Annotated in this window: 17 protein-coding genes and 2 pseudogenes; 6 read left to right on the top strand and 13 right to left on the bottom strand. The window is 71.6% G+C overall.

All coding sequences use genetic code 11. The features are described 5' to 3' along the window. The 8 genes and pseudogenes from ACFWRT_RS29715 to ACFWRT_RS29680 form a co-directional block, all read right to left on the bottom strand. Positions 1-1,193 (bottom strand): annotated as a pseudogene (locus ACFWRT_RS29715) (DUF1266 domain-containing protein). Continuing rightward, positions 1,190-1,537: pseudogene (locus ACFWRT_RS29710) on the bottom strand (DUF1266 domain-containing protein); the annotation flags it as partial. The pseudogenes ACFWRT_RS29710 and ACFWRT_RS29715, both read right to left, overlap by 4 nt. Positions 1,538-1,565: 28 nt before the next feature. Next, the gene (locus ACFWRT_RS29705) at positions 1,566-2,240 is read right to left on the bottom strand and encodes a response regulator (protein WP_380951116.1); all 675 of its coding nucleotides are present in this window, start codon (positions 2,238-2,240) and stop codon (positions 1,566-1,568) included. Beyond that, positions 2,237-3,619 (bottom strand): sensor histidine kinase, encoded by a 1,383-nt coding sequence (locus ACFWRT_RS29700; RefSeq protein WP_380951117.1) that lies wholly within the window; start codon positions 3,617-3,619, stop codon positions 2,237-2,239. Before ACFWRT_RS29700 ends, ACFWRT_RS29705 begins: the two co-directional genes overlap by 4 nt. Continuing rightward, a complete protein-coding gene (locus tag ACFWRT_RS29695) occupies positions 3,612-4,796 on the bottom strand; it encodes an acyltransferase family protein (protein ID WP_380951139.1) in 1,185 nt (394 codons plus the stop codon). Before ACFWRT_RS29695 ends, ACFWRT_RS29700 begins: the two co-directional genes overlap by 8 nt. A 16-nt stretch (positions 4,797-4,812) precedes the next feature. Then, on the bottom strand, positions 4,813-5,784 hold the full coding sequence (locus tag ACFWRT_RS29690) for an alpha/beta hydrolase (protein ID WP_380951118.1): 972 nt from the start codon (positions 5,782-5,784) through the stop codon (positions 4,813-4,815). 109 nt (positions 5,785-5,893) lie between these two features. Further along, positions 5,894-6,865 carry an alpha/beta fold hydrolase gene (locus ACFWRT_RS29685; RefSeq protein WP_380951119.1) on the bottom strand — a complete coding sequence of 324 codons (972 nt, stop codon included), beginning with the start codon at positions 6,863-6,865 and terminating at the stop codon, positions 5,894-5,896. A gap of 103 nt (positions 6,866-6,968) precedes the next feature. Then, entirely contained in the window at positions 6,969-7,268 is a 300-nt protein-coding gene (locus tag ACFWRT_RS29680) for a MerR family DNA-binding transcriptional regulator (RefSeq protein WP_380951120.1), read from the bottom strand. A gap of 115 nt (positions 7,269-7,383) precedes the next feature. Here ACFWRT_RS29680 and ACFWRT_RS29675 point away from each other — a divergent pair, with 115 nt between their 5' ends. After that, complete coding sequence (locus ACFWRT_RS29675; RefSeq protein WP_380951121.1) at positions 7,384-8,433, top strand: aldo/keto reductase; 1,050 nt, start codon at positions 7,384-7,386, stop codon at positions 8,431-8,433. A gap of 183 nt (positions 8,434-8,616) precedes the next feature. Here ACFWRT_RS29675 and sodN read toward each other — a convergent pair whose 3' ends face one another. Then, on the bottom strand, positions 8,617-9,012 hold the full coding sequence (gene sodN, locus ACFWRT_RS29670; protein ID WP_380951122.1) for a superoxide dismutase, Ni: 396 nt from the start codon (positions 9,010-9,012) through the stop codon (positions 8,617-8,619). A 121-nt stretch (positions 9,013-9,133) separates the two neighbouring features. On the opposite strand from sodN, the gene sodX reads away from it, so the two are divergent. Next, complete coding sequence (sodX, locus tag ACFWRT_RS29665) at positions 9,134-9,637, top strand: nickel-type superoxide dismutase maturation protease (RefSeq protein ID WP_380951123.1); 504 nt, start codon at positions 9,134-9,136, stop codon at positions 9,635-9,637. Here sodX and ACFWRT_RS29660 read toward each other — a convergent pair. Then, complete coding sequence (locus ACFWRT_RS29660) at positions 9,550-10,170, bottom strand: CGNR zinc finger domain-containing protein (RefSeq protein WP_380951124.1); 621 nt, start codon at positions 10,168-10,170, stop codon at positions 9,550-9,552. The two genes, sodX and ACFWRT_RS29660, sit on opposite strands and share 88 nt — an antisense overlap. An 88-nt stretch (positions 10,171-10,258) precedes the next feature. Between ACFWRT_RS29660 and ACFWRT_RS29655 the strand changes: the two genes are divergently transcribed. From ACFWRT_RS29655 to ACFWRT_RS29645, 3 genes are all read left to right on the top strand, one after another. After that, positions 10,259-11,020: a class I SAM-dependent methyltransferase gene (locus ACFWRT_RS29655; RefSeq protein ID WP_380951125.1), complete on the top strand. Its 762-nt coding sequence runs from the start codon at positions 10,259-10,261 to the stop codon at positions 11,018-11,020. A gap of 170 nt (positions 11,021-11,190) precedes the next feature. Then, positions 11,191-11,679, top strand: a complete 489-nt coding sequence (locus ACFWRT_RS29650) for a SigE family RNA polymerase sigma factor (protein WP_380951126.1) — start codon at positions 11,191-11,193, stop codon at positions 11,677-11,679. Next, positions 11,676-12,476 carry a hypothetical protein gene (locus tag ACFWRT_RS29645; protein ID WP_380951127.1) on the top strand — a complete coding sequence of 267 codons (801 nt, stop codon included), beginning with the start codon at positions 11,676-11,678 and terminating at the stop codon, positions 12,474-12,476. The genes ACFWRT_RS29650 and ACFWRT_RS29645 overlap by 4 nt, the downstream gene beginning before the upstream one ends. A gap of 174 nt (positions 12,477-12,650) precedes the next feature. Here ACFWRT_RS29645 and ACFWRT_RS29640 read toward each other — a convergent pair whose 3' ends face one another. Genes ACFWRT_RS29640 through ACFWRT_RS29630 form a run of 3 tightly spaced genes read right to left on the bottom strand, consistent with a single transcriptional unit; the run spans position 12,651 to position 15,371 of the window. Next, on the bottom strand, positions 12,651-13,415 hold the full coding sequence (locus ACFWRT_RS29640; protein WP_018509991.1) for an amino acid ABC transporter ATP-binding protein: 765 nt from the start codon (positions 13,413-13,415) through the stop codon (positions 12,651-12,653). Further along, on the bottom strand, positions 13,412-14,380 hold the full coding sequence (locus tag ACFWRT_RS29635; RefSeq protein ID WP_380951128.1) for an amino acid ABC transporter permease: 969 nt from the start codon (positions 14,378-14,380) through the stop codon (positions 13,412-13,414). The genes ACFWRT_RS29640 and ACFWRT_RS29635 overlap by 4 nt, the downstream gene beginning before the upstream one ends. A gap of 28 nt (positions 14,381-14,408) precedes the next feature. Then, entirely contained in the window at positions 14,409-15,371 is a 963-nt protein-coding gene (locus tag ACFWRT_RS29630; protein WP_380951129.1) for an ABC transporter substrate-binding protein, read from the bottom strand. Positions 15,372-15,908: 537 nt separating this feature from the next. Between ACFWRT_RS29630 and ACFWRT_RS29625 the strand changes: the two genes are divergently transcribed. Then, positions 15,909-17,156 carry an NAD(P)-dependent malic enzyme gene (locus ACFWRT_RS29625; RefSeq protein ID WP_380951131.1) on the top strand — a complete coding sequence of 416 codons (1,248 nt, stop codon included), beginning with the start codon at positions 15,909-15,911 and terminating at the stop codon, positions 17,154-17,156. Positions 17,157-17,375 lie beyond the last annotated feature (219 nt).

The following is a 17,375-nucleotide window of genomic DNA, read 5'->3' as shown; positions in this document are numbered from 1 at the left end:
TCACCGCCACGGACTGTCCTCGCTCTCCGCCAGCAGACGGTGGGCGATGACGTTCTGTTCGTAGAACGGGCCGTACGACTCCCCGTCGAACCGCAGCACCCGCCCGAGCGCGTACGACGCCGAGAACTCCTCCCACGACCGGTAGGCCGACTTGCTCAGCGCCCCGGCGTAGACGATCGCCTGCTCGGCCTCGGCCGGGGCGCAGTAGCGGGCCGACAGCCCCCACCGCGCCAGGTTCACCGCCCGCCCGTAGTCGTACGCGACCGCGGTGCGCACCCGCCCGTCCGGCTCCAACAGGCCGTCCGCGCGGAACCGGGCCTCGTACCGCATGATCCGGCGTACGAGGTCCTCGATGCCCTTCACCGTCCCGGCGTCGGCCCCGAGGTCCTGGGCGTGGCCGGCGGCCGTCTCCCGCCACAGGTCGGCCGATGGCAGCTCGCCGAGGCCGGCCGCCAGCTGTTCGCGGGCGCGCAGCACGAAGTCCGGCTCCGGCGGGCTGTTGCGGGCGTCGAGGAGGATGTCCAGTTGCCTGCGCCACCCGGGGTGGTCGGTGATGCCCCAGGAGTCGCGGAGCTGCGCGCGCTCCCTCTCGTACTCGCGACAGACCGTGCCGACCTCGTTCCACGGCACCGCGGCCGCGATCGCCAGGTGCGCCCCGCAGGCCAGCCCGTACGCCAGGGCCCGTGCAGCGCGCCGTGGCGCAGCGCGAGCAGCCGGTCCTCCTGGAGGCGGTCGTTCTCCGCGTACGCCCGCTGCCACAGCGCCCGCTCCGTCGGGGTCGCCGGCAGCAGCAACTGGCCGGGCGTCCCCACGTTCACCCCCAGGAACATCCCCGCCTCCGGCCAGCCGAACTCGGCGACCCAGCGCAGCGAGACCCCGTGGAAGACCCAGTCCGCGTGCCAGGCGGGCAGCATGCCCCGGGTGAGCACGGGCCGGCAGACGAAGCCCGACGGGTCGTGGTGCGCGCGCCAGGTGACGTTGTCCGGCCTCGCGTCCACCTCGGCGCGCGGAGCCGGGATGTACAGCTCGGCCCCGGCCAGCGCGGCCAGTTGGGCCCGGGCGTCACCGCGCAGCGTCGCCTCGTGGAGGAACTGCTCGGTCTCGCCGGGCGGGATCCAGGGAGCCGGCGGCGCGGTCGGGTGAGTTGTCGGGTTCGGGTGGCTCGCGTGGTTCGGGTGGGGGATCGGGTTCATGACCAGGGGATGTTCCGGTCGGGGCTGGTGGGGTCTTGCGTGAGGAGGCGGTGCTCGGCGAGCGACTGCCGGTACGTGTGCTCCGCGGCCTCCGGGCCGTCGTCCTCGGCCCGGTGAACGATGTGGGCCATGAGGTAGCCGAGGGAGAAGTCCGCCCATGAGGTGTAGGCCTCCCGGGCGAGTTCGCCGAGCCGCAGGACGTCCTGCTCGGCCTCGTGCGGATCGCCGTACCGGGCGCCGAGCGCGAGCCGTACGACGTTGACCGCCCGGCCGAGGTCGAAGGCGGCCAGGGTGTCGACGCGGCCGTCCGGGGCGAGCGCGCCGTCGGCCCGGAGCCTGTTCTCGTGGTCAACCACGCGCCCGGCCGGGTGGTCAGAGGCCGCCCGGGCGCACCAGCCCCGACTCGTACGCGAAGACCGCCGCCTGGGTCCGGTCGCGGATGCCCAACTTGACCAGGATGCGGCCCACATGGGTCTTCACCGTCTGCTCCGCGAGGATCAGCCGCCCGGCGATCTCCGCGTTCGACAGGCCCGCCGCGATCAGGGACAGCACCTCCGTCTCCCGCTCCGTCAGATCCCCGATCCGCTCCTTCAGCGGGGCGCGCGGGGTCCCGGCCGTCCGGGAGAACTCCGTGATCAGCCGCTTGGTGATGTTGGGCGAGAGCAGCGCGTCGCCCGCCGCCACCACCCGTACGGCATTGGCGAGTTCGTCGGCCGAGGCGTCCTTCAGCAGGAAGCCGGAGGCGCCCGCGCGCAGCGCCTCGTACACGTACTCGTCGAGGTCGAAGGTGGTCAGGATCAGCACCTTCACCGTCGAGTCCTCGCACGCGGTGATCCGGCGGGTCGCCTCGATACCGCCGAGCTCGGGCATCCGGATGTCCATCAGCACGACGTCCGGGGCGAGTTCCCCGGCCTTGGTCACGGCGTCGAGCCCGTTGACTGCCTGCCCGACGACCTCGATGTCCGGCTCGGCGTTCAGCAGGACCGTGAAGCCCTGGCGGACCATCATCTGGTCGTCGGCGATCACTGCGCGGATGGGTGGCGTCATGGCAGGTCCTCGGTGTCTCCGGTGACGGGCAGGATGGCGGTGACTTCCCAGCCGCCGCCGGGCGCGGGGCCCGTGGCCAGGTCGCCGCCGAGCATCGTCGTGCGCTCGCGCATCCCGAGCAGGCCGTGCCGGACCCCGTGGGAGGCGTGGGCGGGGCGCAGCGGCGCGGTGTTGGTGACGCGGACGATCAGCCCGGCGGCCCGATGACCGATCTCGACCCGCGCACTCGCCCCGGGGGCATGCCGCATCACGTTGCTCAGCGCCTCCTGGACGATGCGGTACGCCGACAGCTCGACGCCCGGCGGCAGCGGGCGCGGCTCGCCGGTGGTGGCGAGGGTGACGGCCATACCGGCGGAGCGCACGGAGGCGACGAGCGCGCCGAGCCGGTCGAGGCTGGGCTGCGGGGTGTGCCGGGCGCTCTGCGCGGGCGCCTCCTCCGAGCGCAGGACGCCCAGCACCCGGCGCAGTTCGGCGAGGGCCTCCAGGGCATTCTCGCGGATGCCGGTGAGGTTCTCCTTGAGCTCGTCGGAGGGGTCCTGCACCAGGTGCGGGGCCACCTGCGCCTGGATGGAGATCACCGACATGTGGTGGGCCACCACGTCGTGCAGCTCGCGGGCTATCCGGTGGCGCTCTTCCAGCAGGGTCCGCCGGGCCCGCTCGTCTGCGGTCAGCTCGACCTGGTCGACGAGGTCCTGACGGGCCAGGCGCAGGCTGCGCAGCGCGGTACCGAGCACGAACGCCGTGGAGAACACGAGCACGGACGCGGCCAGGCCGATATGAGGCACCGGTGGCGTGCGCAGGGCCAGGAAGAGCGCCAGGGCCATCGAGAGCACCAGCGCGGCCACCGCCCGGCGGGGCCGCACCCGCAGCGCCAGCAGGAACAGGGCACCGCCTTGCAGCGCCGCCCCCGCGAAGGGGGAGGGGTAGAGGACTTGGGGACTCAACGGGACCATGCTCACCAGCGGGTACGGCAGTTCCGACGGAGCTTGGGCCACGACGACCAGCACCGACACGACGGTCAGCGCGGTCGCCGCCCACCACGCCCCCACGGGACGGCCCATACCGGCCACCAGCACCGCGGACTGCGCGACGGCCAGCAGCACCGTCGGCCCGTTGACCGAGGCTCCGTGCGGAGCGAGTTCGAAGGTACGGATCACCGTGACGCCGACCGCGGTGATCACCAGCATCACCAGGAAAACCGGCCGCCACACCGGGGCACCGGCCTCTCCCATCCGCGGCACCCGGTCGGCGGGCGCCGCCCACAGGTCCTCGTACAGGACGCGCGGCGCCCGGCGCACCGCGGCCCGCAGCCGCACGCCCCACGCTGCCTTCACGTCCCCCACTGCCCCTCCGGTCTCACCCGCGTTCAGATTAGGCACGACGCACCTCCTGCTTTCGCCCGGGGGAGCGCTCGGTGAGCGACTCCCGTACGAGGAGGGAGCGTGTGCCCTCCCTCCGCCCGCCCTGCTCGTGACCCCGGAACGCCGCCCCGCACACCACCAGCGCCAGCGCGAACACCGGCAGCCAGAGCAGCCGGGCGGCCACCCAGCCGGCGCCGTCGGGCACGGTGTGCAGCCCCGGCAGCGGGCCACCGGCGATCAGCAGCGCGCTCGCCGTCACGACGATCATCGCCGTCTGGTGCCAGAGGAACACAGTCATCGCCGCCAGGTTCACCACAGCCACCGCCGCCCACGCGACGGGCCTGCGCAGCGCCCGGCGCAGCGGCCCGAGCAGCAGCAGCGCCGCCCCGCACTGCGCCAGTCCGAAGACCACGGCGGCGAGGCTCGGCGGGTCCAGATTGGATATCCGGCCGCCGGGAACGCCGACCATGGCGGCCGGATACCCGGCCCACAGCACCAGCGCGCCAGCCGCCGCGCCCCCGCAGACCACCAGCGCCCAGCGGTTCCCCCGGCCACGCAGCCCGCCCCGGGCGACCAGCGCCCCGAGGCAGTACGGCACCAGCCACCCCGCGACCACGTTGACCCACCCCAGCTCCCGCGGACCGCCGAGCCCGAACCGTACGAGGTCGACGTGCAGCACCACCACGAGCGGCCACAGCGGGTGGAGCCGGACCACCAGCGGCGTCAGCGCGGTCAGCGCGGCGAAGACGAGCAGGAACCACAGCGGCGACCAGACCAGCTTGGCCAGCGCCATCACCGTCGGCTCGCCCACCCCGGCCACCAGCATCACGCCCGCCGCCACCGACCACACCACGACCAACGCCGCCACCGGCCGGAACAGCCGCGTCAGCCGGCCGCCCACCCACCCTCCGTACGGCACGCCCCGCTCACGCGCCGAGGCCCAACTCCGGGCCGCCACCTGCCCGCCGATCAGGAAGAACACCGCCAGGGTCTGGAACACCCAGGAGACCGGGGCCAGTTCCGGCAGATACGTCAACGGGCTCGCCCCACGCACGGTCCCGCTGTCGGCGACCAGCGCGGTCACCAGCCAGTGGCCGCCCACCACGCCCATGATGGCCAAGGCCCGCAGGGCGTCCACGGCCCGGTCGCGTCCGGGCGGGGTGGCGGCCTCGATGAGCGCGACGAGGCGGCGCACCGGTCCACGTACGTCGTCAGCCACGGCCGGCCTCCAACGGGGCGCGGCCGGAGGCTATCCGGGCCAGATTCGTCAGCGAGCGCGACCGGGGCAGCAGATAGTCGCTGTGGCCCCCGCCGCCCGCGTCGAACACCTCGGCCCCGAACCGCTCCGCCACCGGGTCCGTCCCGAACCCCACAGCCCCGACGAACGGCACCCGCACCCGCACATGGGGCACCCGGGCGATCCAGTCGTCCCCGCCCCGCCCGGCCCACACGCGCGCCCCGGTCCGCAGGGCGGCGACATCCTCGAAGCCGGTCCCAGGGCTGCCGTAGAGGACGATGGCGTCGGCGGCGGTCCCCGAGGCGGCGGCCCGGGCACAGATCACGGAGCCGTAGGAGTGGCAGAGCAGCGTGATCCTGGCCCCCGGCAGCGCGGCACCGAGCCGGTCCACCAACTGCCGCAGCCTCGGCGCGGCCTCGGCGGCCCGGTCGTCGGTCACCGAGGCCGGGCCGACGGTGGCGGGTGATCGATACCCCAGCCAGGCGACGACCGCCCCGCTCTCCCCCAACTCCCGCTGGAGCGCCACCGCCCCGCGCCGCAGCCGCCCGTACGCGTCGAGCCCGACACCGGCCCCCGGCACCAGCACCGCGACGCGCCGGGCCCCGGACAGCTCTCCGACGACCTCCACGCTCCGGCCCCCGTCCCGCCCGTCGAAGGAGAGGAACTGCCGCCCGGGCGCGGCCATCGCCCGCAGGGAGGCCGCCCGCCTGAGGTCCCCGTGCCCGGAGGCCGCCCGCCCGGCCGCCCGGATATCGGCCCGGCTCACCCCGTACCGCTCCTCCAACGCCGCCGCGCTCGCGTCCCGCGGCGGCCCGAGCACGGTCGGCGCGGGGGCGGGCACAGCGGCGGGCCGGGCCGCCCCGGACACCGGAACGGCCACCGAGAAGGTGACGAGAGCGGCGAGCAGGGTACGGCGCAGACGGTGTCTGCGCGGGCGGTCCGCCATGGGGGTGAGGTCCTTCCGTACCGGGAGTTCTTCCTGTTTCCGATACAGAAGTTACGGAGAGCGACGGGTAGTTGCCGTCCCGCTGAGGAGTGGATCTCCGAGGTAGCTCTCAGGTATGACGCGGCGTACGGGAAGCGGCGTCAACTCCGCCCGGTGTGGTCCGTCCAGGACGGTCCGCCCATCCGGTGCGGTCCATCCATCCGGTGTGGTCCGTCCGCCCGGTGTGCTCCAGGATCGCGTCGGCGAGCGATGCCTGCACCTCACGGGGCAGCGCGTGCCCCATGCCGGGAATCTCGACTAGCCGCGCGCCGCGGACCGCCTGGGTGATGTGATGGGCGTGGGGCGGCGGGAAGACGGGTTCGGCGGGCGCGGAGACGACGAGGGTGGGGACCTCGGTACGTGCCAGGGCTTCCGTCCGGTCCATGCCGGAGGTGTCGGCCCGGGCGTGCGCGGTACCGGCGTGGTGGTGCCCGGTGTGCGCGATGATCCGGCGCTCCTGCTCGCGGGCGTAGGAGGCGTCGAAGGGAATCCGGTCGCCACCGAGCGCCCGCCAGTGCTCGACCCGCCGCTCCAGCTCCGCCTCCGGCCCGAGATCCTCGACGGGCCCGCTCCACATCTCCAGGAGAGCGGGCGACGCGCCGGGCAGCTCATCCGCCGGGATCCGGGTCCCGTCCGGACGCTCGTACGGTACGGAACTGAGCGCACCGGTCCCGATCAGCGTCGCGCTGAGCACCCGCTCGGGCCGGTCCGCGACGGTGAGCTGGACCAGCATCCCGCCGAGCGACATCCCCACCAGATGCGCCCGCTCCACCCCGAGGGCGTCCAGCACCGCCACGCTGTCCTCGGCAAGTGCGGTGAGCGGATAGGGCTGTTCGTCGAAGGACCAGGTGGAGCGCCCGGTGTCGCGATGGTCGTAGCGGATCACGCGGTGCCGTTCGGCGAGCGACTCCACCAGCTCGTCCGGCCACCCGAGCCCGGACGCCAGCGCGCCCATGACCAGCAGCAGGGCGGGGGCGTCGCGGGCGCCGCGATCCTCCACCCAGAGGCGGACACCGGGGGCGACATCGACGAAGCTTTCCATGGCAAACCTCACCGCCCTATGAGACGAGACGTATCGTTTCGTCTTCATGGTAGCGGGCACGCGGACGGCAGGCGAGGGGAATCGGCAGGTGGAGCGGTGCCCCCTATGCGGCCGGCGCCTCGCGGCGCGGCACCGGCGAGTGCTCTTCCCCCTCGGCGACGGACGGGCCGTGACATGGGTGGGCGGCCGCGCTGCCCCGGTCGATGAGGTCCTCGTACACCGCCGCCTTGAACCTGATCAGGTCCAGCGACTCGTCCTCGCCGTAGACGCGGCGGCCGCCGGCTCCGCGGCGTACGGGGGTGAGGAACAGGCCCTCGTTCTCGTAGAAGCGCAGCGCGTGCGCACTCAGGCCGGTGCGTTCGGCGACCTGTCCGATGCTCAGAGGTGGGGTGATCTCGGCCATGGCGGTCGGCGTAGAAGGGAGTTGACCCGAAGTCGGGTCTAGATCCCAGGGTCCCCCGTGCCGGCCGAGTCCTCCGTCGCCCGGCATCGACGGTCACTCGGTAAGGGACATCACCATGCGCTGTCGCACGCTCGGCAGAACCGGTATCGAGGTCAGTACCCACTGCCTCGGGACCATGATGTTCCAGGCAGGCTTCAACCCCGATCACGACGACTGCGTCCGCATCATCCACGCGGCCCTGGACCAGGCGATCAACTTCGTCGACACCGCCGACATGTACGGGCAGGGCGAGTCCGAGGGGATCGTGCGCAAGGCGCTGCGGGGGCGCCGTGACGACGTCGTGCTCGCCACCGAGGTGCACTTCGCGACGGGCGAGGGACCCAACCGCGGGGGCAACTCGCGGCGTTGGATCCTCAAGGCGGTCGAGGACAGCCTCCGGCGCCTGGACACGGAGTGGATCGACCTCTATCAGGTCCACTTCCCCGGCCACACCACCGACATCGAGGAGACGCTCTCGGTCCTCGGCGTCCTCGTGCGGGACGGGAAGATCCGCGCCTTCGGCTGCTCGAACTTCCAGGCCGACGAGATCGTCGAGGCGCACCACGTCTCCGAGCGTCGCGCTCTCGGCCGCTTCCGTACCGCCCAGCCGCCCTACTCGATCCTGGCCCGCGGGATCGAGGGCTCGCTGCTGCCCGCCTGCGAGCGCTACGGGATGGGCGTCCTGGTCTGGTCCCCGCTCGCCTTCGGATTCCTCACCGGCAACCACCGCAAGGGGCGGCCCATCGACCTGGAAGCCGGCCGGGCCGCGATCCGGCCGGCCTTCTTCGATCCCGCGATCGCCGAGAACGCGGCCAAGCTCGACGCGGTCGAACAACTCGTCGAACTCGCGACGAGCATCGGCTGTACCCCGCCGCAGCTCGCCGTGGCCTTCACGGTGGCCCACCCCGCCGTCACCTCGGCGATCATCGGGCCGCGGACCATGGAACAGTTGGGGGGCCTGCTCAAGGGCGCCCCGGTCACCCTGGACGACACGACCCTCGACCGGATCGACAAGATCGTCCGGCCCGGCGCGAACCTCTACAACCCCGCCGCCTCGCTCCCCCCACGGTCCCTGACCGAGCCGACCCTGCGCCGCCGCCCGCTCGCCGAACGCGCGGCCGCCTGAAAGACTGCCCCTGGGTGCCCCGGCTTCGGAAAGCCCGGGCGTCCCGAAGAAGAACCCCGGTGACCCGGCGCGAACGACCGCACCCGGCCCGCGATGGACGCCGTTGTGGCGGCCTGCGGACCGGGTGCGGTCGTTCGGGGCGTCCGGCCCGCGCTCGCGCGCGGTCGGACGGCCCGGGGAAGATCAAGCCTTCTTGGTCTCCCAGAAGATCCGGTCGACCTCGGCGATCAGGTCAAGAGCCGTCTGACCCGTCTTCGGGTCGTTCGAGCCCTTGGCCGCGGAGAGCGCCTTCAGGGTGTCGTTGATGAGCTGGTGCAGCTCCGGGTACTTCTCGAAGTGCGGGGGCTTGAAGTAGTCGCTCCAGAGCACCGACACGTGGTGCTTCGCGAGCTCGGCGCGCTGTTCCTTGATCAGGATGGCGCGGGTGCGGAAGTCCGCGTCCTCGTTGGCCTGGTACTTCTCCTGGACGGCCTTGACCGACTCAGCCTCGATGCGGGCCTGGGCCGGGTCGTAGACGCCGCAGGGCAGGTCGCAGTGGGCGCTGACCTTCACCTTGGGGGCAAACAGGCGGGAAAGCATGGAGCTGTCCTCCTCGTGATCGTCTTCTCAGGTGGGACATTACTCCGTGGAGCGCCGCTTTCCGTGGCTGCCCCAGGGGCTTAGGTCAAAAGTCCGGGGTGGGATTCGGACCGTCGGCCGAATGTACGGAGCGGAACGCGGTACGCGGGACGGTGTGCCGGAGGAGGACCGGGAGGTGGCCGAGGTGCCGGAGTGGGGACGGGTGTCCGGAGGCGGGCGGGCCGGCCGCCGGCGGCCGTTGCGGGTCGTGGAGGTGACGGGGCCTTCGATGGTGCCGACGCTCTACCACGGGGACCTGCTGCTGGTGCAGTACGGCGCTCCGGTGCGCCCCGGTGACGTGGTGATCCTGCGTCACCCCTTCCAGCAGGACCTGCTGGTGGTGAAGCGGGCGGTCGAACGGCGGCCGGGCGGCTGGTGGGTACGGGGCGACAACACCTTCGCGGGCGGGGACAGCACGGATTACGGGGTGGTCCCCGACGAGCTCGTACTGGCCCGGGTGCGCGCTCGTTACCGGCCCCCGGCGCGGACGGCGAAGGGTCAGCGGTCGGTGACCGAGCTGCTCGGCTGGGCCGCCTCGGCGGTGAGGGCCGTCCGGTCCGATTCCGCGCGCTTGCGGGCCCGGTAGGCGGCCACGTTGGCCCGCGTCGCGCAGCGGTCCGAGCAGTAGCGCCGGGACCGGTTGGTGGAGGTGTCGAGGTAGGCGTTGCGGCACGGGGCCGCCTCGCACAGGCCGAGCCGGTCCACGCCGTGCGAGGTCAGGTGGAAGGCGAGCCCCATGGCCGCGATGGCGGCGTATCCGGCGGTCGCGTTCGACGGGTGGTCGGCCAGGTGCATGTGCCAGTCCGGCCTGCCGTCCTCGTCCCGGGTGTCGTGTCCGGAGATCTGAGGGCTCACCGGGAACTCCAGCAGCAGCGAGTTCAGCAGGTCGACCGCGAGCGTCTCGTCGCCGCCGTCGGCCGCCTCGAAGACCGACCGCAGCCGGGCCCGTACGGAACGGAAGCGGGTCACGTCCGCCTCCGCCGTCCGCCGCGCCGCCTGCTGGTTGGCGCCGAACAGCTCCCGTACCGCCTCGACCGAGGTGAGGGCGTCCTTGTTGCGGGCCGGCTCCTCGGTGTTGACCAGGCGCACGGCGTAGTCCGAGTAATAGGCCAGTTCCACTTGTAGTCCTTACCGGGTCGGTCTAGGGTCGGTGTGCCGGTCAGTGTAATAGGTGGCCGACATTCATGAGGCTTACTGGGAGGTTGGCGTGACGGAGACGGGGACGAGCACCGACTGGCAGTCCTGGCAGGAGAGCTGGGACCGGCAGCAGGAGTGGTACATGCCCGACCGCGAGGAGCGGTTCCGGGTGATGCTGGACATGGTCGAGGCGGTCGTCGGCCCCGCGCCCCGGGTCCTGGACCTCGCGTGCGGTACGGGAAGTATTACGGACCGGCTCCTCAAGCGGTTCCCGGACGCCACGAGCACCGGCGTCGACCTCGACCCCGCGCTGCTGGCCATAGCCCGCGGCACCTTCGAGGGCGACGACCGGGTCACCTTCGTGACCGCCGACCTCAAGGACCCGGAGTGGACGACCGGGCTGCCCCACACCTCGTACGACGCCGTCCTCACCGCCACCGCCCTGCACTGGTTCCACAGCGAGCCGCTCGCCACGCTGTACGGGCAGCTCGGCGGGCTCGTCCGGGAGGGCGGGGTCTTCATGAACGCCGACCGCACCATCGACCCGGAGACCCCGCGCATCAACGCCGCCGAGCGCGCCCACCGGCACGCCGCCATGGACCGGGCCAAGGCCGCGGGCGCCCTGGACTGGGCCGAGTGGTGGGCGCTCGCCGCCAAGGACCCGGTTCTCGCCGGGCCCACCGCCGAACGGTTCGCGATCTACGGCGAGCACGCGGACGGCGACATGCCCTCCGCCGACTGGCACGCCCGCACCCTGCTCGCCTCCGGCTTCGGCGAGGCCCGCGCGGTCTGGGCATCGCCCTCGGACAGCCTGATCCTCGCCGTGAAGTAGGCGGAGCCGGGTGAGGGAGGGGCGGTACGGGGCCGATGGCCCGTACCGCCCCTCCCGCGTTTCCGCTGCAACCTCCTGCCCCTCCCGACGCACTGGAAGGGTGAGACGGTCCGCGTCGGCGGGCCCGGGGGAGAGGGGGCGGTCCATGCGGATCCGGGAAAGGGGCCGGGATGCGGACCGATGACGAGGCCGCGCTGCACGACTTCGTGGAGGGCAGGCGCACCGCGCTGTTCCGCAGCGCCTATCTGCTGTGCGGCGACCGGCACGATGCCGAGGACCTGGTCCAGAGCACGCTGGTCAAGGTCGTCCTCGGCGGCCGCCGGCTCGGACGGCTCGACAACATCGAGGCGTACGCCCGCAAGACGCTGGTCAACACCTTCATCGCGAGCCGCCGGAGGTTCTGGCGGCGCGAACAGGCGTACGGCGAGCTGCCCGACCGCCAGGGGCCCGTGTCCGACACGGACACCGGCCTGGTGGTCCGGGCGGCCCTCGCCCGGCTCACGCCCAGGCAACGAGCGGTGCTGGTCCTGCGCTACTGGGAGGACCTGAGCGTGGAGGCCACGGCCGAGGCGCTGGGGATGCGGACGAACACGGTCAAGAGCCACGCGGCTCGGGGTCTGGCGGCGCTGCGCGCCGGGATGGCGGAGGAACTCGTATGAACGACGTCCACGAACTGCTCGGCCGCGCCGCCGACGACGCGGGCACCCCCGCGCTCTCCACCGGCACGGTGTACGCGAGGGCCGCCCGGATACGCCGGCGCCGCCGGGCCCTCGTCTCGGCGGCGGCGCTCACCGCGGTCGCGGCCGGGGCGCTCACGGTGGCCCGGGCCGGTGACCGGGGGGACACCGCCCACTCCTCGGTGGCGACGACGCCCCGGCCGAGCGGCTCCCCGACGAGCTCCGCACCCACGCTCACCAAGACCGAGCGGCTGGCCGCACTCCTGCCCCCGGACGCGGGGCAGATCGAGGAGGTCCTGCTGCTCGCCCTTATCAAGGGGATCCCGCCCGAGCAGGCGCAGGGGCCCCTTCTCGGGCCGCTGGACGGGCAGTACGCATTCCGCAAGGACGGCGGCGTGGGCTACCTCGTCCTCACCTACGAGGACCGGGAGGCGGTGACGGAGAAGGAGGGCCGTCCGGCCGATCCGGACGTCGACCTCTGCCCCGAACCAGGCCAGGAGACGAACCGTACGGGGTGCGTACGGGAGGTGCTTCCCGACGGCCGAGTGCTGACCCTGTGGAACAGCGCGATGCCGTTCCGGGGCGGCGACGACGTCCGCTGGGGGCCCGAACTGACCGGGCAGCTCGTCCAGCGCGACGGCTCCCAGCTCCTCGTCCGCTCCAGCACCGGCTTCGAGAGCACCGGCACCCAGGGACCCCTGCTCGATGAGCCCCCGGTCTCCCGGGAGCGGCTGAAGGCGCTGCTGACCGGTCCGGAGGTGCTGCCGGAGAAGCCCTGAACACGTCCCGGGTCCCGGACGCCCGAGAGGGCGGCACGGACGTCGTGTCCGTACCGCCCTCTCCGAAAGGAAGAGCCCGACAGGTAGAGCCCCGAAGGAGGAGCCCCGAAGGAGGAGCCCCGAAGGAAGAGCCCCAGAGGAAGAGCTCCGAAGGAAGAGCTCAGGTCGAGCCTGCTACAGCACCTTCGACAGGAACGACTTCGTCCGGTCCTGCTGCGGGTTGCCCAGCACGTCGCGCGGGTGGCCGGACTCGACCACCACGCCGTCGTCCATGAAGACCAGCGCGTCACCGACCTCGCGGGCGAAGCCCATCTCGTGGGTGACGACGATCATCGTCATGCCGTCCTCGGCCAGACCGCGCATGACGTCCAGGACGTCACCCACCAGCTCCGGGTCGAGCGCCGAGGTCGGCTCGTCGAAGAGCATCAGCTTCGGCTCCATCGCCAGCGCGCGGGCGATGGCGACGCGCTGCTGCTGACCGCCGGAGAGCTGGGTGGGGTAGTTCTTCGCCTTGTCGGCGAGGCCCACCCGGTCCAGCAGCTTCTCGGCGCGGGCCCGGGCCACGGCCTTGGCCTCGCCCTTGACCTGGATCGGTGCCTCCATGACGTTCTCGAGCGCCGTCATGTGCGGGAACAGGTTGAAGCGCTGGAAGACCATGCCGATCTCGCGGCGCTGGAGGGCGACCTCGCTGTCCTTGAGCTCGTAGAGCTTGTCGCCCTTCTGCCGGTAGCCGACCAGCTCGCCGTCGACCGAGAGCCGGCCGGCGTTGATCTGCTCCAGGTGGTTGATGCACCGCAGGAAGGTGGACTTGCCGGAGCCGGACGGGCCGATCAGGCAGAACACCTCACGCGGGGCGACCTCCAGGTCGATGCCCTTGAGGATGTGGGCGGCGCCGAAGGACTTGTGGACGCCCTCGGCCTTCACCATGGGGGTGGTCATGCGGAGACACCTCCGGAGGGCCGGTTGCTGAAGGAGGCGAGGTTCACCTTGATGCGCTGCAGCGGCGTGAGCGGCAGCGAGCGCAGCGAGCCGCGGGCGTAGCGGCGCTCCAGGTAGTACTGGCCGACGCTGAACACACTGGTCATCACGATGTACCAGATGGACGCGACGAACAGCATCTCCATGACCGCGTACGACGTGGAGCCGATCTGCGAGGTGGAGCGGAGCAGCTCGTTGTAGGTGACCGCGTAGACCAGGGAGGAGGTCTTCAGCATGTTGATGAACTCGTTGCCGGTCGGCGGGATGATCACCCGCAGCGCCTGCGGCAGGACCACGCGGCGCATGGTCTTCGCCTGGGTCATACCGAGTGCGTGGGACGCCTCGGTCTGGCCCTCGTCCACCGACTGGATGCCGGCGCGGCAGATCTCCGCCATGTAGGCGGCCTCGTTCAGGGCGAGCCCCAGCAGGGCGCACATGAACGGGGTCATGACGTCCGTCATCTCGTCCTTGTAGATGAACGGGATGTTCAGGACCGGGAAGATCAGCGCCAGGTTGAACCAGAGCAGCAGCTGGACGTAGACCGGAGTGCCCCGGAAGAACCAGATGTACAGCCAGGCGACCCAACTGGTGACCGGGTTCTTCGAGAGCCGCATCACGGCCAGGATCACACCGAGGATCACGCCGAGCACCATGGCGAGGACGCTGATCAGCAGGGTGCGGCCGGCTCCGGCGACGACGTTCTTGTCGAACAGCTTGTCGCCGACGGCCTGCCACTGGATGTTGCCCTGCGAGAAGGCGTACCCGAGGGCCACGAGGAGGCCGATGACCACGATGCCGCTGATCCAGCGGCCGACATGGCGGACCGGGATGGCCTTGATGTTCTCCGGGGCCGTGGTGGCGCCCTTGGAGACGGACACCTGGCCGGCCGGTGCGCCGGCGGGTGTCTTGTCGAACTTGTCAGTCATGGTGACTGCCCTTCGGTGAAGCGTCCGGTCACTTGCCGCCGTTGATGGCGGCCTTGTCGATCGCTCCCGTGCCGGCGCCCCACTTGTCGAGCACCTTCTTGTACGAACCGTCGGCGATGATCGCGTCGACGGCCTCCTTCAGGGCGTCCCGGAGACCGGTGTTGTCCTTCTTGACGGCGATGCCGAACGGGCCCGCGTCGATCTGCTCGCCGACGACCTCGAACGCGTTGCCGCCGTCGGCCTTGCGGGCCAGGTCGACCGCGACCGGGTAGTCGTTGACACCGGCGACCGCACCGCCGGACTTGACCCGGGTCTGGGCCTCGGTGTCGTTCTCGAACGACTCGATCTTGACTGCCTTCCTGCCGCCGTCCGTACATGCCTTGGACTGCTTCTTGAGGGCTTCCTCGTACGTGGTGCCGCGCTGGACGGCGGCGGTCTTCCCGCAGAGGTCCTCGATGGACTTGATGTTCTGCGGGTTGCCCTTCTTCGTGTACACGGCGGTGCCGGCCAGGAAGTAGTCGACGAAGTCGACGCCCTCGCCCAGCTTCTTGCCGGAGTCGTCCAGGCCCTCCTGGCGCTGCTTGTTGTCCGTGATGGACGACATGGCGATGTCGTGGCGGCCGGAGTTCAGGGCGGTGATCAGCCCGTCGAAGGAGCCGGAGGTGAACTCGAACTTCACGCCCAGCTGCTTGCCGAGGGCCTCGGCGATGTCGGGGTCGACGCCCACGATCTTGCCGTTCTCGACGGACTCCATCGGGGCGTACTCGGCGTTCGTGCCGACCTTGATGACACCCGACTTCTGGTACTTCGCCGGCAGCTTGGCGAAGAGCGGGGCGCCGGCCTTGGTGGCCGTGCTGTCGCCGCCGTCCGAGGAGGCGCTCTCGGTCTGGTCGCCGCAGGCGGTGAGCAGCAGGGTGCCGGCGACCGCGATGGCGCCGACCGCCGCAATCCGGGACTTCGCGGTCTTACGACGCATGATGCTTGCGGTCATGTCGGGATCCTCCGGCAGGTGAGGGTGAGGGTGAGGGTGAGGGTGCTTTCGGGGAGGCTTGGCACGCACCTTCGAGTGTCGTCACCTCGTTTGATTACGGCATCCTGCCATTTGGACAGGCCCATTCAGGGGCCCAGCCATGTCAAAATCGGATAACGGGCGACCCCCGAACTCGCGCGGCCGGTACCTCGGGGCCGGACCATCTGTCGCGAACCCTTCCCGCCACCGGAGAATCTCCGGCGCGCCCTGAGGAAGGGTGGCATTTATGCCGGTTTGCCGACTTGTCCAGATATTCGACTATGAGTCACGTCACCGCATCGGAATGGACTCGTGCGTAACAGGGTTGGTCCGGTAAGAAAGACGTTTACACCCCTCATCCGGGGCTCAGGGCGCGTGTGCGGCGCGCCCGCGCGTATGTACCTCACCCTGCCGGGGCGGGCCAACCGCTCGGCGCAGGGCACGTACGCGGTGCCCGCCCACCCCTCCTCAACCAGGAGTGGCCACCCTCGAACGATGAAGACTTAAGGGGTCAACACCATGGCAGCGGAGATCGTCAATCCTCGCAGCGACAGCACCACCGACAGCGACATCCGGCGCGTGAGCGCCGCGGATACGGAGACCGGGGCCGACGAGCCCTTCGATCCGGCCTTCGCCCTCCACCGGGGAGGGAAGATGGCCGTGCAGTCCACCGTCCCGATCCGGGACAAGGACGACCTTTCCCTGGCGTACACGCCGGGCGTGGCGAAGGTCTGCAGCGCCATCGCCGACAATCCGGAGCTCGTCCACGACTACACCTGGAAGTCCCAGGTCGTGGCCGTCGTGACGGACGGCACCGCCGTGCTCGGCCTCGGTGACATCGGGCCCGAGGCGTCCCTCCCCGTGATGGAGGGCAAGGCCATCCTCTTCAAGCAGTTCGGCGGCGTGGACGCGGTGCCGATCGCGCTCGCGACCACGAGTGTGGAGGAGATCGTCGACACCGTCGTCCGGCTCGCCCCCTCCTTCGGCGGGGTGAACCTGGAGGACATCTCGGCGCCCCGGTGCTTCGAGATCGAGCGCAAGCTCCAGGAGCGGCTGGACATCCCGGTCTTCCACGACGACCAGCACGGCACCGCCGTCGTCACCCTCGCCGCCCTGCGCAACGCAGCCAAGCTCTCCGGGCGGACGCTCGGTGACCTGCGCGGCGTCATCTCCGGCGCGGGCGCGGCGGGCGTGGCCATCGCCAAGTTCCTGCTGGAGGCCGGCATCGGCGATGTCGCGGTCGCCGACCGCAAGGGCATCGTCAGCCGGGACCGGGACGACCTGACCGACGTCAAGCGCGAGCTGGCCGAACTCACCAACCGGGCAGGGATCTCCGGTTCGCTGGAGAAGGCGCTCGCCGGTGCGGACGTCTTCATCGGTGTCTCCGGCGGTACGGTTCCGGAGGCGGCGGTGGCGTCGATGGCGCCGGGCGCGTACGTCTTCGCCATGGCCAACCCGAACCCGGAGGTCCACCCCGAGATCGCGCACAAGTACGCGGCCGTGGTGGCGACCGGGCGGTCCGACTTCCCGAACCAGATCAACAACGTGCTGGCGTTCCCGGGGATCTTCGCGGGGGCACTCCAGGTGCGGGCCTCCCGGATCACGGAGGGCATGAAGATCGCCGCGGCGAACGCGTTGGCCGACGTGGTCGGCGATGAGCTGGCGGCGGACTACGTGATCCCGTCGCCGTTCGACGAGCGGGTCGCGCCGGCGGTCACCGCGGCTGTGGCCGCGGCGGCGCGGGCGGAGGGTGTGGCTCGGCGCTGACGGTGCGCGTGGGTGTGTGCCTGTAGGGGTGAGGGGGCGGGGTCCGGTGGTTATTACGGGCCCCGCCCCCTCTCGTTCAGCCGCTTCGGCGCTCGGGGCAACTCCAGCCCCTCCGGCGTTGGAGGAGCGGGGCCCGAACCACCAGCCCCTGCGGCGATTGAGCAGCGGGGGTCTGGAGGCGGAGCCCCCGGGGCGCTGCCCCGGACCGGGCTCGGATGC

This window comes from Streptomyces cyaneofuscatus, assembly GCF_042718795.1.
Classification (GTDB): Bacteria; Actinomycetota; Actinomycetes; order Streptomycetales; family Streptomycetaceae; genus Streptomyces; species Streptomyces cyaneofuscatus_A.
The sequence above is the reverse complement of the archived record's forward strand: the minus strand, read 5'-3'. Positions and strand labels throughout refer to the sequence as shown.